This is a genomic window from Bacillus nitratireducens, from assembly GCF_036320425.1.
Classification (GTDB): Bacteria; Bacillota; Bacilli; order Bacillales; family Bacillaceae_G; genus Bacillus_A; species Bacillus_A nitratireducens.
In genome coordinates this window covers 65,482-91,245 of sequence record NZ_JAUMJO010000002.1, presented here as the reverse complement: position 1 = coordinate 91,245, position 25,764 = coordinate 65,482, and the positions used below count along the sequence as shown (strand labels likewise).

Annotated in this window: 31 protein-coding genes and 1 pseudogene; 13 read left to right on the top strand and 19 right to left on the bottom strand. The window is 35.9% G+C overall.

Going from position 1 to position 25,764, the window contains the following annotated elements; genetic code table 11:
• Positions 1–2 precede the first annotated feature (2 nt).
• The 3 genes from spoIIAB to dacF all read right to left on the bottom strand — a co-directional run bounded on the left by spoIIAB (position 3) and on the right by dacF (position 2,150).
• Entirely contained in the window at positions 3–443 is a 441-nt protein-coding gene (gene spoIIAB / locus Q3V31_RS06785; RefSeq protein ID WP_001243400.1) for an anti-sigma F factor, read from the bottom strand.
• Positions 444–794, bottom strand: a complete 351-nt coding sequence (gene spoIIAA / locus Q3V31_RS06780; protein ID WP_000059128.1) for an anti-sigma F factor antagonist — start codon at positions 792–794, stop codon at positions 444–446.
• Positions 795–959: 165 nt separating this feature from the next.
• Entirely contained in the window at positions 960–2,150 is a 1,191-nt protein-coding gene (gene dacF, locus Q3V31_RS06775) for a serine-type D-Ala-D-Ala carboxypeptidase DacF (protein ID WP_000831977.1), read from the bottom strand.
• A 167-nt stretch (positions 2,151–2,317) separates the two neighbouring features.
• Between dacF and Q3V31_RS06770 the strand changes: the two genes are divergently transcribed.
• The 4 genes from Q3V31_RS06770 to Q3V31_RS06755 are packed head-to-tail and all read left to right on the top strand — an operon-like array spanning position 2,318 to position 5,697.
• Positions 2,318–2,737 (top strand): GntR family transcriptional regulator, encoded by a 420-nt coding sequence (locus tag Q3V31_RS06770; RefSeq protein ID WP_000548048.1) that lies wholly within the window; start codon positions 2,318–2,320, stop codon positions 2,735–2,737.
• The gene (locus Q3V31_RS06765; RefSeq protein ID WP_000922135.1) at positions 2,703–3,584 is read left to right on the top strand and encodes an ABC transporter ATP-binding protein; all 882 of its coding nucleotides are present in this window, start codon (positions 2,703–2,705) and stop codon (positions 3,582–3,584) included. Before Q3V31_RS06770 ends, Q3V31_RS06765 begins: the two co-directional genes overlap by 35 nt.
• Positions 3,574–4,614, top strand: a complete 1,041-nt coding sequence (locus tag Q3V31_RS06760) for a hypothetical protein (RefSeq protein WP_000468532.1) — start codon at positions 3,574–3,576, stop codon at positions 4,612–4,614. The genes Q3V31_RS06765 and Q3V31_RS06760 overlap by 11 nt, the downstream gene beginning before the upstream one ends.
• A 12-nt stretch (positions 4,615–4,626) precedes the next feature.
• The gene (locus Q3V31_RS06755; protein WP_000486519.1) at positions 4,627–5,697 is read left to right on the top strand and encodes an ABC transporter permease subunit; all 1,071 of its coding nucleotides are present in this window, start codon (positions 4,627–4,629) and stop codon (positions 5,695–5,697) included.
• Positions 5,698–5,739: 42 nt separating this feature from the next.
• Here Q3V31_RS06755 and Q3V31_RS06750 read toward each other — a convergent pair whose 3' ends face one another.
• Positions 5,740–6,285, bottom strand: coding sequence for a hypothetical protein (locus Q3V31_RS06750; RefSeq protein WP_016130220.1), 546 nt, complete (start codon positions 6,283–6,285; stop codon positions 5,740–5,742).
• 101 nt (positions 6,286–6,386) lie between these two features.
• Positions 6,387–6,806 (bottom strand): MarR family winged helix-turn-helix transcriptional regulator, encoded by a 420-nt coding sequence (locus tag Q3V31_RS06745; RefSeq protein WP_001004995.1) that lies wholly within the window; start codon positions 6,804–6,806, stop codon positions 6,387–6,389.
• Between the two features lie 160 nt (positions 6,807–6,966).
• On the opposite strand from Q3V31_RS06745, the gene Q3V31_RS06740 reads away from it, so the two are divergent.
• Positions 6,967–7,638, top strand: coding sequence for an SIMPL domain-containing protein (locus Q3V31_RS06740; protein WP_001190569.1), 672 nt, complete (start codon positions 6,967–6,969; stop codon positions 7,636–7,638).
• Between the two features lie 134 nt (positions 7,639–7,772).
• A complete protein-coding gene (locus Q3V31_RS06735; protein ID WP_000676230.1) occupies positions 7,773–9,062 on the top strand; it encodes an NCS2 family permease in 1,290 nt (429 codons plus the stop codon).
• Positions 9,063–9,094: 32 nt separating this feature from the next.
• Here the strand turns inward: Q3V31_RS06735 and corA are convergent, their stop codons facing one another.
• The 9 genes from corA to spoIIM form a co-directional block, all read right to left on the bottom strand.
• Positions 9,095–10,057: a magnesium/cobalt transporter CorA gene (corA, locus tag Q3V31_RS06730; RefSeq protein ID WP_002094422.1), complete on the bottom strand. Its 963-nt coding sequence runs from the start codon at positions 10,055–10,057 to the stop codon at positions 9,095–9,097.
• Positions 10,058–10,118: 61 nt separating this feature from the next.
• Positions 10,119–11,423 carry a pyrimidine-nucleoside phosphorylase gene (locus tag Q3V31_RS06725; protein WP_016130222.1) on the bottom strand — a complete coding sequence of 435 codons (1,305 nt, stop codon included), beginning with the start codon at positions 11,421–11,423 and terminating at the stop codon, positions 10,119–10,121.
• Positions 11,424–11,430: 7 nt separating this feature from the next.
• Positions 11,431–12,252 carry a purine-nucleoside phosphorylase gene (locus tag Q3V31_RS06720; RefSeq protein ID WP_098665368.1) on the bottom strand — a complete coding sequence of 274 codons (822 nt, stop codon included), beginning with the start codon at positions 12,250–12,252 and terminating at the stop codon, positions 11,431–11,433.
• Positions 12,253–12,264: 12 nt separating this feature from the next.
• On the bottom strand, positions 12,265–13,449 hold the full coding sequence (deoB, locus tag Q3V31_RS06715; RefSeq protein ID WP_001046076.1) for a phosphopentomutase: 1,185 nt from the start codon (positions 13,447–13,449) through the stop codon (positions 12,265–12,267).
• A 365-nt stretch (positions 13,450–13,814) separates the two neighbouring features.
• The gene (locus Q3V31_RS06710; protein WP_033656790.1) at positions 13,815–14,543 is read right to left on the bottom strand and encodes a FixH family protein; all 729 of its coding nucleotides are present in this window, start codon (positions 14,541–14,543) and stop codon (positions 13,815–13,817) included.
• A gap of 143 nt (positions 14,544–14,686) precedes the next feature.
• The gene (gene xerD, locus Q3V31_RS06705; RefSeq protein ID WP_000390077.1) at positions 14,687–15,577 is read right to left on the bottom strand and encodes a site-specific tyrosine recombinase XerD; all 891 of its coding nucleotides are present in this window, start codon (positions 15,575–15,577) and stop codon (positions 14,687–14,689) included.
• Positions 15,578–15,583: 6 nt separating this feature from the next.
• Positions 15,584–15,814, bottom strand: a complete 231-nt coding sequence (locus tag Q3V31_RS06700; protein WP_001250436.1) for a YqzK family protein — start codon at positions 15,812–15,814, stop codon at positions 15,584–15,586.
• 103 nt (positions 15,815–15,917) lie between these two features.
• A complete protein-coding gene (gene fur / locus Q3V31_RS06695; protein ID WP_000392654.1) occupies positions 15,918–16,373 on the bottom strand; it encodes a ferric iron uptake transcriptional regulator in 456 nt (151 codons plus the stop codon).
• Positions 16,374–16,479: 106 nt separating this feature from the next.
• A complete protein-coding gene (gene spoIIM / locus Q3V31_RS06690; RefSeq protein WP_016130224.1) occupies positions 16,480–17,127 on the bottom strand; it encodes a stage II sporulation protein M in 648 nt (215 codons plus the stop codon).
• A gap of 126 nt (positions 17,128–17,253) precedes the next feature.
• On the opposite strand from spoIIM, the gene Q3V31_RS06685 reads away from it, so the two are divergent.
• Positions 17,254–17,805, top strand: a complete 552-nt coding sequence (locus Q3V31_RS06685; protein ID WP_000803499.1) for a GNAT family N-acetyltransferase — start codon at positions 17,254–17,256, stop codon at positions 17,803–17,805.
• A 25-nt stretch (positions 17,806–17,830) separates the two neighbouring features.
• On the opposite strand, the gene Q3V31_RS06680 is transcribed toward Q3V31_RS06685, so the two are convergent.
• A complete protein-coding gene (locus Q3V31_RS06680) occupies positions 17,831–18,370 on the bottom strand; it encodes an NUDIX hydrolase (RefSeq protein WP_000067049.1) in 540 nt (179 codons plus the stop codon).
• A gap of 74 nt (positions 18,371–18,444) precedes the next feature.
• On the opposite strand from Q3V31_RS06680, the gene mciZ reads away from it, so the two are divergent.
• Positions 18,445–18,579 carry a Z-ring formation inhibitor MciZ gene (gene mciZ / locus Q3V31_RS06675; protein WP_000870297.1) on the top strand — a complete coding sequence of 45 codons (135 nt, stop codon included), beginning with the start codon at positions 18,445–18,447 and terminating at the stop codon, positions 18,577–18,579.
• A gap of 132 nt (positions 18,580–18,711) precedes the next feature.
• Positions 18,712–19,626: an aldo/keto reductase gene (gene lolS, locus Q3V31_RS06670; RefSeq protein WP_000747238.1), complete on the top strand. Its 915-nt coding sequence runs from the start codon at positions 18,712–18,714 to the stop codon at positions 19,624–19,626.
• A gap of 29 nt (positions 19,627–19,655) precedes the next feature.
• Here the strand turns inward: lolS and Q3V31_RS06665 are convergent, their stop codons facing one another.
• The 3 genes from Q3V31_RS06665 to Q3V31_RS06655 all read right to left on the bottom strand — a co-directional run bounded on the left by Q3V31_RS06665 (position 19,656) and on the right by Q3V31_RS06655 (position 21,469).
• The gene (locus Q3V31_RS06665) at positions 19,656–20,483 is read right to left on the bottom strand and encodes an aldo/keto reductase (protein ID WP_000548010.1); all 828 of its coding nucleotides are present in this window, start codon (positions 20,481–20,483) and stop codon (positions 19,656–19,658) included.
• A gap of 129 nt (positions 20,484–20,612) precedes the next feature.
• A complete protein-coding gene (locus Q3V31_RS06660; protein ID WP_001227196.1) occupies positions 20,613–21,137 on the bottom strand; it encodes a GrpB family protein in 525 nt (174 codons plus the stop codon).
• A 68-nt stretch (positions 21,138–21,205) separates the two neighbouring features.
• Positions 21,206–21,469 (bottom strand): YqkE family protein, encoded by a 264-nt coding sequence (locus Q3V31_RS06655; RefSeq protein ID WP_000727554.1) that lies wholly within the window; start codon positions 21,467–21,469, stop codon positions 21,206–21,208.
• A 201-nt stretch (positions 21,470–21,670) separates the two neighbouring features.
• On the opposite strand from Q3V31_RS06655, the gene Q3V31_RS06650 reads away from it, so the two are divergent.
• The 3 genes and pseudogenes from Q3V31_RS06650 to Q3V31_RS06640 form a co-directional block, all read left to right on the top strand.
• Positions 21,671–23,260 (top strand): bifunctional metallophosphatase/5'-nucleotidase, encoded by a 1,590-nt coding sequence (locus Q3V31_RS06650; protein WP_016130225.1) that lies wholly within the window; start codon positions 21,671–21,673, stop codon positions 23,258–23,260.
• Positions 23,261–23,425: 165 nt separating this feature from the next.
• Positions 23,426–23,611, top strand: a complete 186-nt coding sequence (locus Q3V31_RS06645; RefSeq protein WP_002099563.1) for a ferritin family protein — start codon at positions 23,426–23,428, stop codon at positions 23,609–23,611.
• Between the two features lie 137 nt (positions 23,612–23,748).
• Positions 23,749–24,027, top strand: a pseudogene (locus Q3V31_RS06640) (ferritin family protein); the annotation flags it as partial.
• Between the two features lie 46 nt (positions 24,028–24,073).
• Here the strand turns inward: Q3V31_RS06640 and Q3V31_RS06635 are convergent.
• Positions 24,074–24,550, bottom strand: a complete 477-nt coding sequence (locus tag Q3V31_RS06635; protein WP_000151936.1) for a ribbon-helix-helix domain-containing protein — start codon at positions 24,548–24,550, stop codon at positions 24,074–24,076.
• A gap of 131 nt (positions 24,551–24,681) precedes the next feature.
• Between Q3V31_RS06635 and Q3V31_RS06630 the strand changes: the two genes are divergently transcribed.
• Positions 24,682–25,683 carry an alpha/beta fold hydrolase gene (locus tag Q3V31_RS06630; protein ID WP_000898959.1) on the top strand — a complete coding sequence of 334 codons (1,002 nt, stop codon included), beginning with the start codon at positions 24,682–24,684 and terminating at the stop codon, positions 25,681–25,683.
• Positions 25,684–25,764: the final 81 nt, after the last annotated feature.

Below are 25,764 nucleotides of genomic sequence, written 5' to 3'. Positions count from 1 at the left end.
CCTTAATTGCATAGAGCGTTACTATTTGATAAGTATTTTGTCAAATGGATTGTTGTCCCGAAAGATTCGTTTGAAATAACTTCTACTTCATCCATAAAGTTTTCCATGATAGTAAATCCCATTCCGGAACGCTCTAATTCAGGTTTAGTTGTAAAAAGGGGTTGTCTTGCTTCATCTAAGTTAAAGATACCAATCCCTTCATCTCGAATCGTGAGTTTCACCATCGCTTCTTCCAAAATCACTGAAATATAAACAACACCTTCTGCATTTCCTTCATACCCATGAATAATTGCATTTGTAACCGCTTCTGACACAACTGTTTTAATCTCTGTTAGTTCTTCCATCGTCGGGTCTAATTGCGCAATAAAAGCAGCTACCGTAACACGAGCAAATGATTCATTCTGACTTAACGCTGAAAATTGAAGGTTCATTTCATTTCTCATCTATGCCACCCCCAACGTCGCGAGCGCATGCGCTTCACTTTCTTCTAAACGAACAATTTTGAATAGACCTGACATTTCAAATAAACGTTTAACAGGCGGTGAAATTGCACAAACAACCATCTCTCCACCTAATCCTTTTACATGTTTATATCGGCCTAATATAACACCTAAACCAGAACTATCCATAAATGATAAGTTCTCTAGGCTCAAAACAATATGATGAACACCATGTGTCTCAATCATATCTGTTACTTTCGTTCGCAACTCTTCAGCGGTATGATGATCTAATTCACCCTCCAGCCTCACACATAAGACGTCACGTTTTACTTCTAAATGCATGGAAAGACTCACACGATTTCCTCCTTATGCTCAAACTTTACTCTTTAACATAAGATTTTCGTGATATAAAATAAGAATCCTTCCTACTGACAAAAGAAGAACTATTTCGTCATAATGTGAAACCTTTCAGCAATTATTCCAGTAAATATGAACAGAAAAACGGCAAAATTTTTGCCGCTATTTTGATGTTGAAAACATCCCAAAACTTCTTTTAAATAACTCCCACCAACTCGCTGCAGCAACATCTTCTTTCGCTACAATGGTTTGTTTTAATAAAACCTCTTTATCTTTTTTAATGACAAGTGTGCCAAGTGCATCACCCTTTTTAATCGGTGCCTTCACTTTCTTTTCAGCGATTACTTCTTGTTTTACTTTGTCCATATTTTCGCCCTTCTTCATAAGAAGAGATACGTTATCTGACGCAACTAAATCTACTTTTTCTTCTTTCCCTTTTCCTACTTGTACAGTCTTAATTTTTTCACCACGTGTATACAATTTCTTTGTCATATATTGTCCAAATGCATAATCAAGCAGCTTCGTTACTTGATTGTTCCGCTCTTTTGATGTAGGTGCTCCCATAACAACTGAAATGACACGCATTCCATTCTTTTCAGCTGATGCAGTTAAACAATATTTCGCTTCTGTCGTAAAGCCCGTTTTCACACCATCTACTCCAGGATAAAAACGTACTAACTTATTCGTATTAACAAGCCAAAACTTCTTATCCGTATCTTCACGTAAATAGTCTTCATATTTACCTGTGTATTTGCGAATAAGTGGATACTTCATCAATTCTCTCGCCATTATAGCCATATCATTTGCTGTAGAATAATGATCTTTGGCCGGGAGACCTGTTGGGTTTTGAAAATGTGTATTTTTCAGTCCTAAATCTTTCGCTTTTTTGTTCATCATATTTACGAATCCTTCTTCTGAACCAGCGATATGCTCAGCTACTGCAACAGATGCATCATTTCCAGATGCAATTGCAATACCCTTTAACATTTCATTTACGGTCATCTCTTCCCCAGGTTCTAAAAAGATTTGTGATCCACCCATTGAAGCTGCGTGTTCACTTGCTCTAACTTTATCGGTCAGTTTTAGTTTTCCTTTTTCAACTTGTTCCATAATTAATAGCATTGTCATAATCTTCGTCATACTGGCAGGTGGTAACTTTTCATTCGGATTTTTATCAAATAAAACTTTACCTGTATCTTGCTCAATTACGATTGCTGACGACGCTTGTTCCGCTAACTTCGGCGTGGTTTCTTCTGTTTTCTCCTGCTTCGTTTTCTCAGATTGCGCAAAACTAACTGAAGTACCAGAAAGAAATAACATGAAACAAACAAGTATTCCAAAAACTCGCTTCATGACTAACCCTCCATTCTATATCAAACCTATTTTTTCCAATTTTTCATTTTTTAATACCATATTTTTCTATCATTTTTCAGTTGACAAATACATTTATCGCCTATATTGTATTAAGTGTATTACACACATTAGTACACTTAATACATAACAGGAAGGAGACATTGCTCTTGCATATTCAACTTGATCCAAGAAGCAACACTCCGATATGGGAACAAATTGTTCAAAGTATAAAAGAACTCGTATTAAAAAACATATTAGCTCCAAGTGATAAGCTTCCTTCTGTGCGCGAGCTCGCTTCTTTACTCGTTATAAATCCAAATACAGTTAGTAAAGCGTACCAAGAGTTAGAACGCCAAGGGATTATTGAAACATTGCGAGGAAAAGGAACATTTGTATCCCAATCGATTACCCCAACATTAGACGAAAGGAAAATCGCTATGGTTGAAAAGCAGTTTCATCAATTACTATTAGAAGCCTCTTATCTCGGGGTTACGAAAGATAAAATTCACGATTGGATAGATTCATACTACAAAGAGATTGGAGGAAATACAGATGTTGAAAGTGACAAGCTTGAAGAAAACAATTGATAATCAAACGATTTTAGACGATGTTTCTTTCACATTACAAAAAGGTAGTATCGTCGGATTACTCGGAAGAAACGGTGCGGGGAAAACAACTTTATTACGAACGATGGTCGGCATTTTAGACCCTGATGCAGGAACAGTTACATATGAGGATACGGATATTCATAAGCATCCTGAAATGAAGCAAAAAATCGTATATGTTCCGGATTCTACTAACATACTGAACGGATATACAGTGAAAGAAATTGTAAAGTTTTATAAAGCTGTTTATACAGCATTTGATGAACAGTATTTCTACGAATTATTAGAGCGGTTCAATTTACCAAACAAACGTATTCGTAGTTACTCAAAAGGAATGAAAGCACTGCTTGCGATCATTTTAGCTTTCGCTGCAAAAGCAGAATATATCATTTTAGATGAACCGACAAATGGACTTGATCCTATCGTTAAAAGACAGATTCTACAATTTCTTGTTGAAGAAGTAGCAGAAAAAGAAATTACAATTTTCATCTCTACTCACCATTTAGATGAAGTTGAAAAAATTGCCGATACAATCATTATTTTAAAAGGACATACAGTAGATTCTATTACATCACTAGATGATGCAAAATCACGATTTGCTAAAGTCCAAGTTGCTTACGAACGATCACTACCTCAAAAACTAGAAAACTTAAGCAATATTAAAATATTAAACCAAACGGGAAAAGTATATACGATCTTAATTGAGGGAAATGTAGCTACAACACTGGAGAAGTTTTATAAAGAGCAACCTATACTCATTGAAGAATTAACAATGTCACTTGAAGATGTCTTCGTTACGACACTGGAGGAGGATGGGTATGTTTCATAAGGCGTTGTGGATGTGGAATTGGAAACGCGGGAAATATGCTGTATTAATAATGTTTTTAGTATCTATGTATGTTTTCCCTTATAAATACTATAAGGCATCCCAAACCCAGATGGATTTTTTCTATAAATATAACCCAACAGGAGAGTTTTATTACGACTATTACTTCTCAGATTACAATTCCATCATTATTCTCTCTATCATTGCACTAGCTTGCTTAATGATTGGATGGGAACGTAGCAATTTGAAGTTGAGTGATTCTTTAATGGTAATGCCTTTTAAACGTAGCACCATCTTTTTTTCGAAATGGTTATTTGGCATTATTCACATTGTTACATGTCTTTTACTATGCTGGGCTCTAATGTACCTTGTATATAGAACGACAATTCACTTTGAATTTCAATCATTCAACTTTTTCCATAGATATTTTTTCTATGCAATAATTACTTATATCGCTCTCTATACTACAGCTTTATGTATCGGAACTTTTACAGGAAGTATCATTTCTCAAGGTACCTTCTGTGCTTTATATTTAATTAAAGGGTTTGGAATTCTTTCTTTGCTCTTCTCTTTTTATAATGCACATTTAAATATGGATACAGAAGATTCTTCAAATAAATATGAAGCAATCTTTCATTTAAACCAGCAAACAGAAATTCTTGCTCCCATAAAAAATTTTCATATTCGATATAATTATGATATGAGGAACCAACCAACTAAAAAGGAAGGACCTGTATTCTATGATTATAGTTCTCCTAAAATATTACTAGTACCCATTCTATATACAATATGTTCCTTATTACTGGGGGTTATTTTATATAAGCATTCACCTAATGAAAATAATAAAAAGGTATTTTCATTTCAAACGAAACAAAAACTATGGATTGTTGGGACAACTTTCTATTTTGCTTTAATAGGTGGGAGCATGTTACACAATTCTGATTTGATATTTAGCTATTATTTTGGGCTAATTTTATTTGGAACCCTCAGCTATTTTGCACTTTCACGCCTTACAAATTATAAAGTTTTATAAAGGAGAGACCCTATGTTTCAAAAAGCATTATGGTTACAAAGCTATAAACAAGGAAAATATTTCATTTGGCTTTTTTGGATTACTAGCTTCTATACACTATCTTATAAATATTATGTAGATGCTGCAAAATCCTTTCATTTTTCACAAACTATCACGGAAAAAGTTAATTATCATTATCAATATTTCCTTAGTCCTGAAGACCATTTATTCATGCAGGGAATTGTAATTATTGCGTTAGCATGTGTGCTGATTGGTTGGGAACGCCATAACAAAACCATGGATTCTTTATGGTCGCTGCCTTTTAAGCGAAGATATATATATCTTACAAAATGGTTATTAGGGGTACTTAATATTATTGCTGTCTATGCAATAAATTGGGGACTTTTCGCAATTTTAAAAAAGACGACCTTTCATGACAAATACCAGTTATTTTCACCATTTCATTCTTATTTTCTTTATACAGTCATTGTATTAATTGCTATTTATACTTTGACATTATTTATGGGAACAATAACTGCTAATATACTTTCTCAAAGTATATTCACTAGTATTATGCTTATTTTACCATACGGATTGGCATTACTTTTGGCTGGTTTTATTTCAGTTCACCTGTACGGAACTCACGAGAAAACTTACGAAATTGAAAATCAATACGTATCAGTTTCATCACATATAAATATACTTTCACCTATCGAGGACTTAGAGATTAGATTTGATTACGATCCACAATCAGCTTACACAGATAAAAACGGTAAACGATTAAACGAACCTAATTTTTCAAAAATACCCTCTGCTTGGAACTTATTAAGTCCAATTATGTATATACTTATCTTATTACCTTTAGGTACCTATTTATATACACAATCGCCTAACGAACAAAACGGTAAGTTGCTTTTATTCTCAAAGCTCCACAAGCCTTTTATAGCATGTACTGTATTTTGTTTCGCCCTATTTGGAGGTCGCATAGTAGGAGGAACACAATCAATTATTGGTTATTATATTGGCTTTGGTGTAATTGGTCTAATTTGCTATGTCGTGTTATCACGCTTATTAAAGAAAAGGATTTCTTTGGGAGTAAAATAGTAAAATGTAATTTTCTAATAAATAGCCTCCTTCAAAAGGAGGCTATTTCACATTCTCTCTCCTATCCCCATACACCATCTCTTCTTTCATCCCAAATCCATCACCATTTTGCACAATTTGCTCTGTCGGCGCGACTACACTTTCAGCAATTTTCCATTCGCCGCGCTCTTTCACAAATACTTGCAAAAAATAGTTCATGCCATTTAACTGATATGCATTTTCTCTTTTCACATTATAGTGCACCGCAATGTAGTACACTTGAATGTTTTCTTTTCCTGCTTTTGATACGTATTGCGATAATCTTGGAATGTACATTGATGCTTTCTTAAATGGCAAGTGCTTCGCTTTCACGAGCGATGAACTTGTTACATTACGCAATGTGTCCTGATTACGAATGTTATCACTATGATGAAATAATACTGCATTTTGCATAGAACGAACCCATAATTTCGAATATAGGATCGTATTATCGTTTTCAATATACTTCACTTCTTTTTGCACCACTTGGATAGGAGTATCCGCGTATAAGAATGTATTAAAACAAAAAAAACTCCCAAATAAAATGGTAAGTCCAGCAATATATTTCATAATCTTTCCTCCGATTCTTTTTAATTAAAGTATCGGAGTTTCAAAATATTTTTATTCAAAAGAAAAAGGATAGGAAAGCCCTCGCTTCCTATCCTCATTTATTATAAGACGCGGCCAAATAGTTCTAAAACCATTTCTATCTCTTGGTCGCTCCAACCTTTAAATCTCTCTTTATAATATTCTTTACGCACAGCTTCAAGTTTTTCAGTTACTTCTCGTCCGTTTTCTGTAATTTCTAAGTATACGATACGACGGTCTGAATTTGATCTCTTTCTTTCAACAAACCCTTTTCGCACGAGACGATCTGTTACAGCTGTAATATGACTGGAGGTTACGTTTACTTCACTCGCAATTTGCGAAGCCATCTGTGGACTTTTCAAAAATAACGCACGTAATACAGAGAATTCATTATATGGCATATGCTCTGAAAAACGTGTATTAATATCATTTTGTAATAAACGTATCATCTTTCGAAATGATGCAGATAAATCTAAAATCAGTGTTTCTCTATTTTCGTTCACTAGCCTCGTCCCTTTTTTATCATATTTACACATATTATAATCTATAAATACCTATGTTGTATATGCTTTCTTCCCTTAACATTCTCATTTATGTAACTTTTTTCATACGATTTTCTTTTTTGTTCACACATATACATGTAAAAAAGGATGGTGAGCATAAATGCAAAGTGGAATGAATCCGTATTTACATAATATCCGTACGACAAATACTGGTAAAGAAGCTACTATTACTGTACAAGGAGAAGGCATTATAAAAGCCAAACCAAATGTTGTTATATTAACACTAGGCATTCGAACAGATAGTAAAAATGTAAAACAAGCGCAAGAAGAAAATGCAGTGCAATCGAAACAATTGCTTGATGCACTCAAACAGCTAGGTATTGCCGATAAAGATATAGAAACCATTTCCTATACGATTACCCCTCAATACGAATATGTAAATGATAAAGCCTTACTACAAGGCTACCGTGTGGAGCATTTGTATGAAATTACCGTTTTAAATGTGCAAAAAGCAGGGGAAGTATATGATATAGCCGTTTCGAATGGTGCAAACGTTGCAAAAGGGTTACGTTTTCGAATATCTCATCCAAATAAATATTATGAGCAAGCTCTCATTCAGGCTCTACACCAAGCAGTAGAAAAAGCTCGCGCTATTGCGAGTACATACAATTTAAACATTAATCCTGTTCCCCTCTCACTCGTTGAAGAATCTGCCCAATTACCACGGGAGGTTGCATCCTATGCTACTTTACATGCACAAGCAGCCCCGCCCATTCAATCTGGAGAACTAGAAATCATTTCAACCATACGAGCCATTTTTACGTATTTATAAATAATTTCGTTTATAAGTAAACGTTATCATTTTCGTTGTTGTAAAAACATGATGTTCTGATATAATAAAGGACGGTGAGCTCTTATATAAGAGATATCACGGGTGGGAGAGGGATATGAAAAAGAAGGTTTAACATGAAAGGAATACTTGAAAGAACATTTAAATTAGACTTACACCAAACATCACCAAAACAAGAAGTTTTAGCTGGAGTTACGTCATTTTTCACGATCGTTTATATTATGATTGTAAATGCGTCAATCTTATCAGATGCCGGCATTCCTCTTGAAGCTGGAATTTTAGCAACTGTTTTTAGTTCATTTGTCGGATGTCTACTTATGGCATTTTGGGCAAATGCACCTGCTATTCTTGTCCCAGGTATGGGTGTAAATGCATTCTTCACGTACACTGCTGTGCACACGCTCGGTCTAGCTTGGCAAGAAGCATTAGCAGCTGTTTTTATCGCCGGTATTATTTTTGCAATTGCTGCTTTTACACCGATTGCTCGCGTGCTTTCGGTATCGATTCCAAAGTCATTAAAGGAAGCGATCACTGTCGGTATCGGTTTATTTTTAGCTTTCATCGGCTTGCAAAAAGGTGGTTTAGTCGTTTCGCATCCTAATACTGCTGTTGCAATGGGGAAATTAAGTAGTCCTGTCGTTCTTGCAACACTACTTACTCTTATTGTGGCACTTGTGCTATTTGTGCGTAACGTACGTGGAAACTTTTTATGGACGATTGCAATTGGAACTGGTATTGCATGGCTATTTGGCCTTGTTGATACGAGTCAAGTGGGAAATAGTTCATTTTCATTCGCTAATTACGGCGATGTGTTTGGAGCTATGTCATTCGGGAAACTTTCTTCCTTACCATTTTGGATTGCAACATTCTCCTTAAGCATGGTGCTTATTTTTGAGAACATGGGACTACTGCACGGTTTATTAGAAGATGACCGTAAATTCCCACGTGCTTACCAAGCAAATGCAATTTCAGCAATGACATGTGGTCTATTTGGCACAAGCCCTACCGTTTCAACAGTAGAGAGTGCCGCAGGTATTACTGCAGGCGGAAAAACAGGTCTGACGTCTATCGTTACAGGGTTGTTATTCTTCGCGTCACTGTTTGCGCTTCCGTTTGTCAAACTAATTCCTGATAGTGCCATTGCACCAATCTTAATTATTATTGGCGGCCTGATGATTACAAGCATTCAACAAATTCCTCTGAACGACTTTTCAGAAGGATTTCCAGCGTTTTTAATTATCGTTATGATTCCGCTCACATATAGTATCGCTGATGGCATTGCGTTCGGATTTATTGCTTATCCTATCTTGAAAGTTGCTCTTGGAAAGCGTAAAGAAGTCGCACCGTCCATGTATATCATTACATGCTTATTCTTAGCCATGTTCGTATTACACGCTATTGGCTAGTAAAAAACACCGAGGAAATCCTCGGTGTTTTTTTACTTAAACCAACCTTTTTTATAAAACCATGCCATCATGCCCCCGCCAATTAACGCCATAATTAATAGACAAATAAAGTAACTATACTTCCCGCCAAGCTCTGGCATATGCGAAAAGTTCATGCCGTATACCCCTGCAATAAATGTTAACGGCATGAAAATAGTTGAGAAAACAGTTAATGTTTTCATAATATTGTTCATATGGTGGGAATTCAATGAAAAATAACTATCTCGAATATCTGCTGTTAATTCACGGCTTGCTTCAATCATCTCAGTCAGTTTAAGCAAATGATCATGTATATCTTTAAAGTAAATTTCATGATCGCTTATACCGTAAAAACGAGTTGAATTTAAAATACGATACAATAAATCACGCATCGGAATAATCGTACGCCTTAACTTAGATAAATCTGCACGAATATCAAATACTTCTTCTAGCACGCTTCCTGCTGTCTCACCCGTTAAATTATCATCAATTGCATTTAAATGGTCTTCAATGTAATAAACAGGTGCGAAATAATCATCTACAATTTGGTCAATAATTGTATGTGCTACATGTAAAGGACTCTTCTTAATACGTTTTTTCTCACCGAGCGTTTTCCATACTCTTTCAATCGCATTATTATGAGAGAAGTGGAAAGAAACTATATATCGATCACTAACAAATAAATCGATTTCATGCGGTTCTAATCCGTCTTCTCCGAATGCATGGAGAACTAAAAAGTTATATCCATCATAAAAATCTACCTTTGGCCTCTGTACATACTCTACACAATCTTCAATCGCAAGGGGATGGAACTTGAAGTGATCTTGTAAAATATATGTATACTCCTCTTTCGTCGGCTTATATAAATCAAGCCAATACCATACGATGTTTTCTTTTTTCGTGTCTTCCAGCGAAACATCATATAAAACTTCATTTTTTTTCGTTATTGCACAAATTCTAATCATAATTTCACCCATTATTATTATAAACAAAAAATAGTAAAAAAAGCCAAGGAGAAATCTCCTCAGCTTTTTTTTATTACTTCGTTACAATACCGTGTACTAAAGTTGGTGCATCTACGTGGTCTTTAGCGATTTTCATGTTCTCATAAATTTTCGCTTTTACATCTTCAACATTTTCGCGGTTTGCGTAAATTGTAACAAGAGAGTCACCTTTTTTCACGCTATCGCCTACTTTTTTACGAAGCATTAGACCAACTGCCAAATCAATTTCAGACTCTTTCGTTGCACGTCCTGCTCCTAAAAGCATTGCTGCTGTTCCGATTTCATCTGCAACGATTTCCGATACGTAACCGTCTTCTTTCGCTTCCACTTCAATTTTAAATTGTGCTTGTGGCAATTTAGAAGGATCATCAACAACAGATGCATCGCCGCCTTGCGCTGATAAGAACGTTTTAAATGATTCTAGCGCTTTACCATTGTTCATTACTTCAATTAACTTTTCACGCGCATCTTCTAAAGATGAAGCTTGTCCAGCAAGGTACACCATCTGACTTCCAAGCGTTAAACATAACTCTTCTAAATCTTTCGGTCCTTTACCTTGTAATGTATCAATTGCTTCTTGTACTTCTAATGCGTTACCAATTGCTTCACCAAGCGGCTGACTCATATCAGAAATAACCGCCATCGTATTACGACCAACGTTATTACCGATGCGTACCATTGCTTCAGCTAAACGCTTTGCATCTTCATCCGTTTTCATAAATGCTCCTGCTCCAGTTTTTACATCAAGAACAATTGCATCTGCACCAGCAGCAATTTTTTTACTCATAATCGAGCTTGCAATAAGCGGAATTGAGTTTACTGTTGCCGTTACATCACGAAGTGCATACAATTTTTTATCAGCGGGTGTTAAGTTTCCACTTTGACCGATAACAGCAATTTTATTTTCATTTACAAGACGCATGAATTCATCATTTTCAATTTCCACATGGAATCCTGGAACTGCTTCTAATTTATCAATTGTACCACCAGTATGTCCTAAACCACGTCCAGACATTTTCGCTACTGGTACACCTAAAGCAGCTACTAATGGACCTAATACAAGTGTCGTTGTATCACCAACACCACCTGTTGAATGCTTATCTACTTTTATCCCTTCAATGGCTGATAAATCAATTGTATCACCGCTATTTACCATTGCCATCGTTAAATCCGCACGTTCTTGATCATTCATATCTTGGAAGAAAATTGCCATTGCAAGTGAACTTACTTGATAATCAGGAATATCCCCTTTTGTGTATCCTTCAACGATAAAGTTAATCTCTTCTGTCGTTAATGCTTGTCCATCACGTTTTTTTGCAATTAGGTCCACCATTCTCATTGTGAAGTCACCCCTTCATTTGTTTTACGATTGCTTTTACTAATGCTAAGAAGTTTGCTTTAACACGTTCTGTCGTTTCAATTACTTCATCATGGTGAAGTGGCTGATCTAAAATACCAGCTGCCATATTTGAAATACAAGAAATACCAAGTACTTTCATACCAGCATGACGAGCTACAATTACTTCAGGTACTGTTGACATACCAACTGCATCTCCGCCAAGTGTACGAAGCATACGAATTTCAGCAGGTGTTTCATATACAGGACCTGTCATTCCAACGTATACACCTTCTTGTACTTTAATGTTTAATTCTGCTGCAACTTGTTTCGCCATTTCGCGAAGTTCTGGCGTGTATGATGTAGACATATCAGGGAAACGTACACCCATTTCAGAATCATTTGGTCCGATTAATGGATTCGTACCCATGAAGTTAATGTGGTCTGAAATTAACATAAGGTCACCTGGCTCGAATGATGTATTTACACCACCAGCTGCGTTCGTTACAACAACAGTTTCTACACCTAGCTCTTTCATAACACGAACTGGGAATGTTACTTTTTGCATGTCATATCCTTCGTAGAAATGGAAACGTCCTTGCATAGCTACTACAGGTACACCTTGAAGTGTACCAAATACTAGTTGACCTGCATGTCCTTCTACAGTTGATACTGGGAATTCAGGAATTTCGCTGTAAGGCACTGTTACCGCATTTTCGATTTCATCTGCTAATACACCTAGTCCAGATCCAAGGATTAGTCCTACTTGTGGTGTTTCTTGAAATTTCTCTTTTAAGTATGAAGCTGATTTTGTAATAAGTTCACGATTCATTTGTTTATCCCCCTATTTCTTTAGCTCATTTAAGAAGCTTGTTCCGTATTCTGGCATTTTCACACCGAAGTTTTCTGCTACAGTTGCACCAATATCAGCAAATGTTTGACGAAGTGCTAATTCTTGTCCGCCTTCTTTCATGCTTGGGCTATATGCTAATAACGGTACATATTCACGTGTATGATCAGTACCAGGATGTACTGGATCATTACCATGGTCTGCTGTAATTAATAATAAATCATCTTCTTTAAGTTTTTCGAATACTTCTGGAAGACGTGCATCATATTCTTGCAGAGCTTCCCCATATCCTTGTGGATCACGACGGTGACCGAATAATGCATCAAAGTCAACTAAGTTTAAGAAGCTAAGACCTGTAAAGTCCATGTTTAATGTATCTACAAGCTTATCCATTCCATCCATGTTAGACTTCGTACGAAGTGATTCCGTTACCCCTTCGCCATCATAAATATCAGAAATTTTACCGATAGCAATAACATCGTAGTCACTATCTTTTAATTCATTCATTACTGTGCGACCAAATGGTTTTAATGCATAGTCATGACGATTTGGTGTACGTGTGAATTTCCCTGGTTCTCCAACGAATGGACGAGCGATAACACGTCCTACCATGTACTTCTCATCTAACGTTAGTTCACGGGCAATTTTACAAATTTTATATAACTCATCAAGTGGCACTACTTCTTCGTGTGCTGCAATTTGTAATACACTATCAGCAGAAGTGTAAACGATTAAAGAGCCTGTTTCCATTTGCTCTTGACCAAGCTCATCAAGAATTTCTGTTCCAGAAGCTGGCTTATTACCGATAATTTTACGGCCTGTTTTTTCTTCTAATTCATCAAGTAATTCTTTCGGGAATCCTTCAGGGAATACTTGGAATGGTGTATCAATGTAAAGTCCCATAATTTCCCAGTGACCTGTCATTGTATCTTTACCGGTAGATTTCTCTTGCATTTTTGTATAATATCCAAGTGGCTTTTCTACTTTTGAGATACCTTTCATTTCACGAATGTTACCAAGACCTAATTTCACCATGTTTGGCATTTGTAATCCATTCATATGTTCAGCAATGTGACCAATTGTGTCAGAACCTAAATCACCAAATTGTTCAGCATCAGGTGCTTCACCGATTCCTACAGAGTCCATTACGACTAGGAATATACGTTTATATTTATTCATAACTGCAACCTCCTATAAGTTCAGTTCTACTTCTTGTAGTATGTTCAAAACGCTATAAAGTGAAACTGTTATTCAATAAGAATTCTCTTTCGTTCTCATTGTCAAACAGTACTTCTTTAAATCATTCTCTAACCTATTTCGTTTTACTTGAAACGACTCAAAAACATTTCTAGTTTTTTCTAAGTCAGATGTCAGACATCTGATATTGATATCATAACATGTTTACGCTTTCTTTTTAATACATTTTCGTAGAATTTCTTATTTTATTCACACTTCTATTGTAATCCATTCTGCGAAGAAGTGCTAATTATTTTATAACATATTTCCTAATATAAAAATAAAAAGCAGCTCTAAAGAGCTGCTTTTTATTTTACTTCTACTGTTTCTTCTTTATGTTCATGTAGTTCGCCTTTTCTTACATGAACTTTCACTTTGTAAGCACCATTCTCTTTGAAAGTATGCTTACTTTCGTATTCCCCTTTATTCCCCTCTTTTGCTGGAATAAATTCATGCTTTTCAACGCCGTCTTTCCAAATTTCAAGTTGTACTTCAGCACCAGTTAATGCTTCTTCTTTTTGTTTTAAATGAACTTTCATTGTTGACTCAGCATTTGCTTTAATATCACCAGCCATAAGGTGTATCATCGTATCACTTTTATGGTCTCCATGACCTTCTTCTTTTTTCGCATCTTCAACTTTTGCATTTCCTACAGCGACTTTTGTTTCTGGCATAACATGCATTTCACGTGCATTTGTATGAGGAATAATATGATATACTCCATCAGTTTCAAATGTTTTCTCTACTGCATAAACACCTTTTCCTTTATGCTTACCATCTAACATCTCGTGTTTCTCGTCGCCATCTTTCCAAATCTCAAACTTTACATCATCAGCATCCGTTACTTTTTCTTTTCCTTGTGTAACAAGTGCTTGTACTTCTGTTTTTTCACCAGGTTTAATTTCTTTCGGATTCGTTTGAACCGCTACTTTTATAGCTTCAAGTTTCTGTTCTTTTTTCGGTTCTTCTTTGTTTGTATTACAGCCAGCCAATGCTAGCATCGCGATAAATAGCGTCATAATAAGTTTTTTCATCATCATTTCCTCCTTCATACTTTCTTTAGTATAGAGGAAATACATTGTAATATTCCAGTCTTCTGCTGAAAACAATATACGAAATGTTTGTGAAGTTTCTGTGAAACGGTTTGCTCTTCTTAATCTATGAAAAAAGAGCATAGTAGCTATGCTCTCGGGTGAAACTGTTTATATACATCTTTTAATCTAGCTTTTGAAACGTGCGTATAAATTTGCGTCGTTGAAATATCTGCATGTCCAAGCATCTCTTGCACGGCACGTAAGTCTGCCCCATTTTCTAATAAATGCGTAGCAAACGAGTGGCGCAAAGTATGCGGTGTAAGCTCTTTTTCAATATTTGCCTCTTTCGCTAATCGTTTTAAAATTTTCCAAAATCCTTGTCTTGATAAGCGATTACCATGATGGTTTAAAAAGAGTGCATCTACTGCTTTTTTACCCATCAGTTCTCTTCTTCCTTTTTCAATATACTTTTGAATTGCTTCCGTTGCTAAGCTTCCTAATGGAATAATTCTTTCTTTATTCCCTTTCCCTATGCAGCGGACAAATCCCATAGTTAAGTGTACATCTTCTAAATTTAATGCAATTAATTCTGAAACACGAAGTCCTGTTGCATACAATAACTCCAACATTGCCTTATCACGAATCCCAAAAGCACTCACCGCTTTCGGAGTCTGTAGTAATGCTTCTACTTCGTCAATCGATAATACTTTTGGTAATTTCCGTTCCCCTTGCGGCGTTTCAATATGTACCGATGGGTCATGCTCCACCGCTCGTTCACGAAGTAAAAATTGGTGAAACGAACGAATCGATGCAATATGACGTGCCAATGTTTTTGAAGATTTTCCGTTTTCTTTTAAATACTGCAAGAAGTTAACAATGTGTATGCGCGTCACTTCATGAAATGTCTTCGTCTGTTCTACATTTTGCAAATACTTCACATAGCTTTTCAAATCACGTTCATAAGATACAACTGTATTTTTTGCTAACCCTTTTTCAACAATCATATAATGAATAAAATCTTTTAATTGATCTTCCAATATACACTACTCCCCATTTTCATAGAAAAACATCATTCTATTTACGAAAGCATCCTTTGCCGGCTCCTCATTCCCTGATACTTTTTCTACAGTCTCTTCTTTTGGCTTTTCATAACGATGGTAACTTTCATATTCTTCATTTATCCATAGTATAGCGAAATAAAACAAAATCGTACAACTCGTAAATAATAAAAATACTTTCATCCCATCAAAAGTTAATTTTAAAGCTCGGCGCATTGTAAATTCCTCCAAAATATAAGTTATTACAACATATGCCAAGCTTTCACCAATTTATACCTTATTCAAATAAAAAACCTCTTCCTAGTTAAATAGGAAAAGGTTATTTTTCATCCGTTTCATTTTCTTGACAATTTTTACAAATCCCATGGAATGTTAAACGATGATCTTTCACCTTAAAGCTCCAGTCTCGTTCTACTTTATTCTCCACTTCACCAAGTAAATCTTCTTGTATTTCTTGTACAGCACCGCATTGTGTACAGATTAAATGATGGTGGAAACGCTGTGCACCTTCTTGGCGTAAGTCATAGCGCGAAACACCGTCTCCGAAGTTAATCTTATCGACAACTTTTAACTCAGACAATAACTCTAGAGTTCGATAGACGGTTGCTAATCCGATCTCTGGCGACTTTTCTTTTACAAGGAGGTATACATCTTCTGCGCTTAAATGATCTTCTTCATTCTCTAGCAGCACACGAACTGTTGCTTCACGTTGTGGTGTCAATTTATAGCTCGCTGCATGTAATTGTTTCTTAATTCGTTCAATTCTTTCTTCCATTCGGTACTACTCCCTCCTCGCCACTCTTACACCATTATATCAGAAGAAGGGCTTCTGTCAAAAGAAAAACAATAAAAACAAATTGATAATTATTCTCAAAAAGTATTTATTGTTTGTTAATAGCCTCCACGACTTCTTTCATTAAAACTGGTGATGCATATGCCTCAACACTAGAAGCAAGAGCTAATACCGCTCCGATCACTAGAAAGAAGCATGTATAACGAATTAATAATGGTAATAGTGGCTCGGTTATTTTCCTAATAAACTGATGCCTAATCATGCGTAAGGAAAAGCTTGCAGCAATTGTTGTCATAATGAGAAATACAGGAATTATAATTAAATTTTGCGGCAATACAGACACAAACGCTAACAATAATCCATTCCATCCGTGCTGACTTACTAAAAAACCTACTGTAAATCCAACAACTACTCCTTTTAAAAATAATAAGATAAAAATGAGTGGTAACCCAATAATCGAAATCCCTAAAATCCAAATAAAGCCGATGTATTTTAATTGCGAAAAGTAACTTTCTCGAAACATTTCGCCCGCGATAGCAAATTCTCCTTTAGAAACTTGTCCAAAAAAACGTTGTAAATAAAATGATAAATCTTGCTTTTGGTTTATTTGTAAACTATTCACAAGAATCGCTCCAAATATTACTCCCATCAATAATAAAACAGCATTAAATATATATAATGAAGAGTTTTCCTGCATGTGAGACATTACACGGTCTTGCCAAGTTTTTCGCCACATTTTCCTTCCCTCCGTTCACACTCTTACTAAAAATGTATGAAAGAAAGAAAAAAAGTATGACGAATTAACATTGAAATTCCGCTCTACTTTGCTAAACTAAATAGTAGAGAATAGGAGGGATTTCTCTTGAAACCATTATTATTAGATTTTCCAACGTTATTTCAAACTGAGCGCTTGCAAGTACGTAAGCCGTTTCCGGGTGACGGTACAGAAGTATATGAAGCAATCCAAGCTTCTCTAGAAGATTTATTACCGTGGATGCCAATTACAGCTGAAACAGAAGAGAGTGCGGAAGAAATTGTTCGCGAAGCTCACGGACAGTTTTTACTTCGTGAAACACTTGATTTTCACTTATACGATAAAGTATCTGGTACATTCATCGGAGCTATTACTCTTAAGCCTGAAAACTGGGACATTCCAAAGTTTTCACTTCACTTCTGGTTACATAGCGCCTATACAAAACAAGGCTACATGACAGAAGCTGTTAAAGGTGCGATTCAATTCGCTTTTGATAAGCTAGGTGCTAGAAGGATTGAAATTCGTACTGATGCAACAAACGTGAACGCATGTAACTTAGCAGAACGTCTAGAATTCATTTTAGAAGGTACTATGGAAAATGATTTCCTAGCACCAGATGGTAGCTTACGTGATGCACGTGTATATGCAAAAATTAATTAAAAAAACACTCGCCAAGGCGAGTGTTTTATTTTTGTAATTGTAAATATTGCACAGCGAACATCGTCTTCGCATCATGAATGCGAAGGTCTTTCATAAGATCAATCGCTTCTTCTAATGACACTTCCATTAACTCCACAAATTCATCTTCATCTAAAGCTGCTTTATTTTCTTTTTGTTTTAATCCTGTCGCCTTATATACATATAAAATCTCATCTGCAAAACCAGGTGATGTATAAAAAGATGTAATAAGCTCCATATTTTCACACACATATCCTGTTTCTTCTTCTAATTCACGAACTGCTGTTACTTCTGGCTTTTCTCCAGGTTCTAATTTCCCAGCAGGGATTTCTACAATTGCCTTTTCAAGAGCTTTACGATACTGCTCGACAAGTACAATTTTCCCTTCATCAGTAATAGCAATAATAGCAACTGCCCCAGGGTGATTTACGATTTCACGTTTACTCATTTCTCCATTTGGTAATACTACTTCATCAACACGAACTTTTATAACTCTACCATCAAAAATCGGTTCAGTTTTTACTGTTCTTTCTGCAAGATTACTCATACTACTTCATCTCCCTGTTCTATTTCCTAATCGTTCTTCATACATTTTACCACATTGAAAGGAGCGTGATAGAAATGAAAGTTTATATTTTACCAAATCGCGTCACTTTAGTCGGCAAAGCGTGGCAAATTCGTCATAAGCTAAAACAATACGGAAAAGAGTATACAACTGTACAAGAGTGGATTACAGCAAATAAAGTGAAACTTTAATCAGAGGGGGGCATCCCCTCTGATTATTAGCCCACACCAATTGGGCTTTTACGGGCAGTTAATGCGGGGCAAAAAGTAAACGTTTGTCAACCTCTTTTCCCTTGCGTACAATAAAGGTAAGGAGGTTGACCTATGAAAAAACGTCAATTAGGAAACTCAGATTTATATGTTACGGAAGTTGGATTTGGCTGTATGTCTCTCGGTACATCTGAGGCTGAAGCTATGCGTATTATCGATGAGGCTATCGATTTAGGAATTAACTTTTTTGATACAGCTGACTTATACGATTATGGATTAAATGAAGAATTTGTCGGCAAAGCTCTGAAAGGAAAACGAGATCAAATTGTCCTTACAACAAAGGTTGGAAATCGATGGACAGAAGAAAAAAACGGCTGGTCTTGGGACCCTTCTAAAGCTTACATAAAGGCCGAAGTAAAAGAGAGTTTACGTAGACTTCAAACAGATTATATTGATTTGTATCAACTGCATGGCGGGACGATTGAAGATCCGATAGATGAAACAATTGAAGCCTTTGAAGAATTAAAAAAAGAGGGTATCATTCGCCATTACGGTATTTCTTCTATACGTCCAAATGTCATCCGTGAGTATGCCAAACGTTCAAATATCGTTAGTGTACTAATGGAATACAGCCTTTTAAATCGTCGCCCTGAAGAATGGTTCCCACTTCTCAATGAACATCAAATTAGCATTATTGCTCGTGGACCACTTGCAAAAGGAATTCTAACTGACAAAAATGCAAGAAAGATAGAAAGAGTAAAAGAAAAGGATTACCTTTCTTATTCTTACGATGAATTATATACGACACTCGCGAGTGTAAAAGAAATAACCCAAGAAAGCTCTTTAACAGGAACAGCTATTCAATATTGCTTACATAACGAAACTGTTGCAGCTGTTATACCTGGTGCAAGCTCTATTCAACAATTGCAGGAAAATGTACAGGCTAGTAAACAAACACAGTTAACAACAGCAGAATATATACAACTTCAGCAAATTGCTAAATGTGATACCTACGCTTTACATCGTTAAAAAGACGCTACCATACTGGTAGCGTCTTTTTATAGCGTATCATATTTATCAGGATTCGTTCCTACATGTAAATTACGATTTAACGTATTAATTTGAGTCATCTCTTCTTCCGTTAGTGAGAAATCAAAGATAGTAAAATTCTCCTTAATGCGAGATGGTGTAACAGATTTAGGAATCGTCACTACCCCGCTCTGAATATCCCATCTTAATATAACTTGCGCAGGTGTTTTTTCATATTTGGTAGCAATATCTTGAATAATCGGATGCTGGAATACTTCGCCGCCTCTCATTAAAGGACTCCAAGCTTCCATTTGAATTTGCTCACCTTGACAGAAATCACGCAATTCAAATTGTGCTAACATTGGATGAAGTTCCACTTGGTTTACCATCGGCTTCACTTTGCAATTTGGTAATAACAGTTCTAAATGATGTTTATGAAAATTAGAAACACCAATGGCACGCACTTTACCTTCTTCATATAACTTTTCTAGAGCACGGTACGTATCAACATACTTCCCTCTTATCGGCCAATGGATTAAATATAAATCTACATAATCCATTTGTAATTTCTTTAAACTTTTTTCAAACGCCTCAAGAGTCTCCTCATACCCTTGATCGTCGTTCCAAACTTTTGTTGTAATAAACAAGTCTTCGCGCGGGATTCCAGATTCACGAACTGCTTCTCCGACACCGCTTTCATTTTCATATACAGTTGCTGTATCAATTGAACGGTATCCAACTTCTAACGCTGTTTTTACTGCTTGTTTAACTTCGTCGCCTTCTTTCGCTTTATAAACGCCTAGACCAATCATCGGCATTTTCACACCATTATGAAGTGTAGTTGTTGGAATATGCACAGTCTTTCTCCCTTTCATTGTTACATTTTTATAAACCATAACTTTATTTCAACAAGATTCATTCAAAATGTCAAAACATACGTACAGTTTACATAATAATTTTATACCCCTTTAGAAAGTAACATGAACTCAATCGTTCACGTTACTTTCTATCCATTCTTTCGCTTTTTCATCAACATTACGTACAAATTCATTTTTCCCTTCTGTATACAACGTGCCATCATATGTATATTTTTCAGCTAGTTCTTTCTTTAAAGTCGCATACGCCTCTGCTTCTTCACAATGAACCATCATATAATCACGAAATGCTAAATGCCTTACTATCTCAGGATTTCCTTTTTCAAACACGTGTAAGTGATACGAGCGTTTTTCCTCCGTCCCATGAATAAAATAACGACGTCTTGAAATACCATTTTCCCCTTTTACGATATAACCAAGCTTTTCAAAACGTTCATTCCAATGATCTACTCTGTCGATACTCTCTACTTCCATAATCATATCTATAATTGGTTTAGCTGCCAGTCCTGGCACTGATGTACTACCAATATGATGGATTTTCACCGTTTCTGGCATCGCCAATTTTAATCTTTCGGCCTCCATTTGAAATTTCTCACTCCAGTGATTTTCATACGGAACGACTACAATTTTCCTCATTTTAGCACCCCTTTTCTTACACACACTCGTCAAAAAATGATCAGTGGCATTTCACTGATCATTTTTTATTATTTAAAGTCTTTCCAAGTAAGGTTACTTTCACTTAACAGTTCTTCAAATGATTTATTCTTTTCACGTTCTTTTTGTTCTTTACGCTTTCTTTCTTGCTCCGCTGCCTCTTTTTTCTCTTCTCTCACTTGCAACTCTTTTTTCTTATTCTTTAATTGTTGCATGAGTGAATCGTTCAATTGATCACCTAGTGTAAGCGATTCTTTCTCTGGTTGATTCACTTGAGATTGTCTTTGCATTTGTCTTTGCTTCTTTTTCTTCATAATGCTCACCTTTTACTTTTTTCTCCATTATAGAGGATACATAGGGAAATCGACAATAAAAAAGGTTCCCTACTCTATTATTCATCTTTTGTAAATATGTTAATTTTTCGAAAAAACTAAATTTTTATATAGATATAATCCTATGAATCTATTAAAATTATGTCGTATGATGTCAGATTATAAAAAAAGGAGAAATTAATTATGTGGAAAAAAATTATTCCTGCTGTTGCTGTTTTAAGTACTATTACTTTTTCAAGCGTATTCGCTGCTCCTCCATCTCAGACTCCTGTCGAACAAAACCGATACATAGACGTACAAATGCTTGGTATTAATGATTTACATGGTCAACTAGATACTGTAAAAAAAGTTAACAATAAAGAAGCTGGTGGCGCTGATTATTTAGCTACTTATTTAAAAGAACGTAAAAAACAAAACCCTAATACACTTCTCGTACATGCCGGTGATATTGTCGGAGCCAGCCCACCAGTTTCCGCATTATTACAAGACGAACCAACAATTGAATTTTTAAATGACTTAAAGTTTGATGTTGGTACAATCGGAAACCATGAATTTGATGAAGGTATCGATGAAATGAAACGCCTCATTTACGGTGGATATCACGAAAAAACAGGGAATTTCAAAGGAGCAAACTTCCCTTATGTCGCTGCAAACTTCTATAATAAATCAACTGGCCGCTTATTTTTACCACCATTCACTGTAAAAATGGTTGACGGAGTTCCTGTAGGGTTCATTGGAGTTGTTACAACGGATACACCAAATGTCGTTATGCCTACTATGCTTAAAAATGTAGAAATCACTGATGAAGTAGAAGCTATTAATAAATCCACACAACAATTAAAGCGTCTCGGCGTTAAATCTATCGTAGTCCTTGCACATGTCGGCGGAACAACTGATGAGTCTGGTGTAACAAATGGAGACCTCACTCGAATTGCAAATGAAACAGATCCAGAAGTTGATGTTATTTTCGGCGGACATAGTCATACGTATGTAAATGGTACAGTTAATAATAAACTTATCGTCCAAGCGAACTCTTACGGAACGGCTTTCTCAGATGTAGATGTAACAATTGATCGTAAAACAAAAGATGTTGTAAAGAAAAAAGCTGAAGTTATTACAACATATCATGAAGGTGTAGAGCCTGATAAACAAGTACAACAAAAGTTAAATCAATATAAAGAAAAAATTGCACCACTTGTAAATGAAGTAGTCGGAAAGTCTACAGCACCTATCGACCGGAAACAAAACGACGCTGGTGAATCTACTCTTGGAAATTTAATTGCCGACGCACAGCGCCAAGCAATGCAAACGCAAATTGCTCTTATGAATCCTGGTGGCATTCGTAACGATCTAGACGCTGGAGATATTACATGGGGCGAATTATATGGTATTCAGCCTTTCGGAAATCAATTAATTAAAGTAGATTTAACAGGTCAAGATATTCGTGATATTTTAAATCAACAATGGCAAAAAGGAGCTACGAGAATGCTCCAAATTTCAGGTATCCAATACACTTGGGATGCAAATAAACCGACTGGCGAAAAGGTTACGAATATCCGTTTAACAAATGGGGAAGAATTAGTTTCCTCCAAAACGTATAGCGTAGTTGCAAATGCTTTCCTAGCTTCTGGCGGTGACGGGTTTGTATCCTTTAAAAATGGAAAAAATGCTGAAACTGGTCCAAACGATTTTGAAGCGTTAGTCGATTATGTAAAACAAATAAAAGAACCAATTCAGCCGATTATTGATGGACGTATTCAAAAAATCAATTAAATATTATGCGAACTAGTGCGTAACAATCGAAAGAAGAAGCTCTTTTTATATACAATGAGCTTCTTCTTTTAGTTTCATATTTTTGTATTCTTCTAGTGTAGTAATGGATAAGCACATAGCCCTTATTTCCTCGTAGTATATAGAAGATATATTAGGAGGGTTCATATGTATTTCCAACCAAACAATTACGATGCTTTATATCGACAAAACGACAAACTCATTCGTAATATTGAAAAGGCAATTAATGGAGAATACTACGCCATTCATTGTTATGCTAAATTAGCTCATTTAGCTCTCGACATAAATGAGCTAATTCAAATCCTTGAAATCCGGCAAGATGAAATAAAGTGAAACTATAATCAGTGGGGGTTTTGTTCATCCCCCCACTGATTATAGTTTCACCAATCGGGCGTTTACGGGCAGCCCGCCCCCCCCACCTAACTTCTTTGCTTCAGCCGAATTTTGAGGTGGGAGTTTTACTGCCCGCAAATAGCGGGATAAAACACTTCCATCAATTTGTACAAATCTACACTCTTTTAACGAGTAAAAATCCTCAGCCCCAAATTACGGAAGAATGTCCAACTCTTTATTTGAACGGATTAGAATTCGCTATACAAGATGCGCAGCGATCAGTTGATTTTCACTTAGAAATTGCAGATGAAGCGACAGACCAGCAAATAAAAGAAGTATTTCGGCGTGTAGCAGCTGATGAACAAAATCATGCGGTTTGGTTCTTATATTACTTTTCGAAACAAAACAAAAAATAAGCTAAAAAGGATACACGCTCTTATAAGGAACTTAGTATCCTTTCTTTTATTTCTCTATGTGTGATTCATCATCTATATCATACCGTTGTAAAAATCTCTGTAGCGCTTCTTCCACAATTTTAGATTTTTGAATCCCTTTCGATTCCGATATAGTATCTAGTCTTGCTAATACTTCTGTATTAAGAGAAAAGGTTCGTTTCTTTTTCTCCGTACTCTTATTTATAATTTGAACCTGCCCCTCTTCTCTTTTGCTTAACAACTCATAAATGCTTTGTAATTGTTCATAAATTAATAATTGATAATCTATTTTTGCAGATTGAAGGGCAGTAGCTTCTTGGATTTGTAAATGACGCGGCTCTTCTCCATCACCTATAAAGATGCGCTTCTTCTGCCCTCCATCATATTCATATCCAATCATTCTTAATTTCTTTGATAATGTATATGGGCTCATTTCAAGCCGTTTTGCTATAATTGCGATTGATTCGCGTCTATTTAAAGAATCAATAATTTCTCCAATCGTCACATTCTCCCTCCTCTCTTAATCGCCTAAACTTGAAACCTGACCAGTATGTTATGATACAATGATTTTCTAGTAGTATATGCAAAAGAAAGAGCCTGTGCGCTTCATACCATTTAAGAAAAGGAGGTTTACATATGCTTTTTCGTAGCTATACACCTCAGTTTTATAACGAAAAGAAGCAATTAATCCCGAACAGTATCGCTACGATAGAAAGCGTTATGATTAATGACCGGAAACAATCTCTCCTTATACGCGGGCAAAACGTGGAACAGCCTATTTTATTATGCTGTCACGGCGGGCCTGGTATGGCACAAATTGGCTTTATTCGTCATTTTCAAAAAGAGTTAGAAAAGCACTTTATCGTTATTAATTGGGATCAACGCGGGGCTGGTAAATCCTTTTTATGGCGAGATATCCAAACAAATTTTACGATTGATCAATTTGTTTCAGATGCAAAAGAAGTCATTCAATATCTTCTTAAAAGGTTCAATAAGAAAAAATTAATTCTTGCCGGTCATTCATGGGGAAGTATTATCGGACTAAAAGTCGCTAGTCAATACCCTGAATATATCGAAGCATACATCGGCATCGGTCAAATCGTACATATGAAGCAAAACGAAGAATTACTATATCAACATTTAATTAGCTCTGCAAAAAAACATGACCATAAAAAAGCATTAGCTTCTCTTTTAAAATTAGGGAAACCGCCCTTTTTAGATACACGACGTCTCATCATTCAAAGAAAGTGGCTTGGCACATTCGGCGGAGCAATCCAAAACGGATCTTCCTTTTCTTTCATACGAAAAGGTTTCTTTTCTCCTGAATATACGCTATTAGATTGGTTCAAATTTCTCGCAGGAAATTTAAAGTCAGGAGTTTTATGGGAAGAGATGCTAACAATCGATTTCTTTTCGTCTATTTCAAGTTTATCTGTTCCGGTTTATTTTTGTTCTGGTCGCTATGATTATCAAACTCCTTACGCACTCGTTCAACAATATTGCGATATTATTCACGCTCCGATAAAAAAAATGATTTGGTTTCCAAACTCGGCACACTCTCCAGATTTAGAAGAGCCTGAACTATTCGCTCAATCTTTACAATCAATTAAACAAGAGCTATCTTTTCAACATGCATAACGACAGGCTCTTTTACATTTCATAAAAAACATTTTATAATAATATGTCGCAAGTATATGTCACTGCAAACATTTGCTTGCC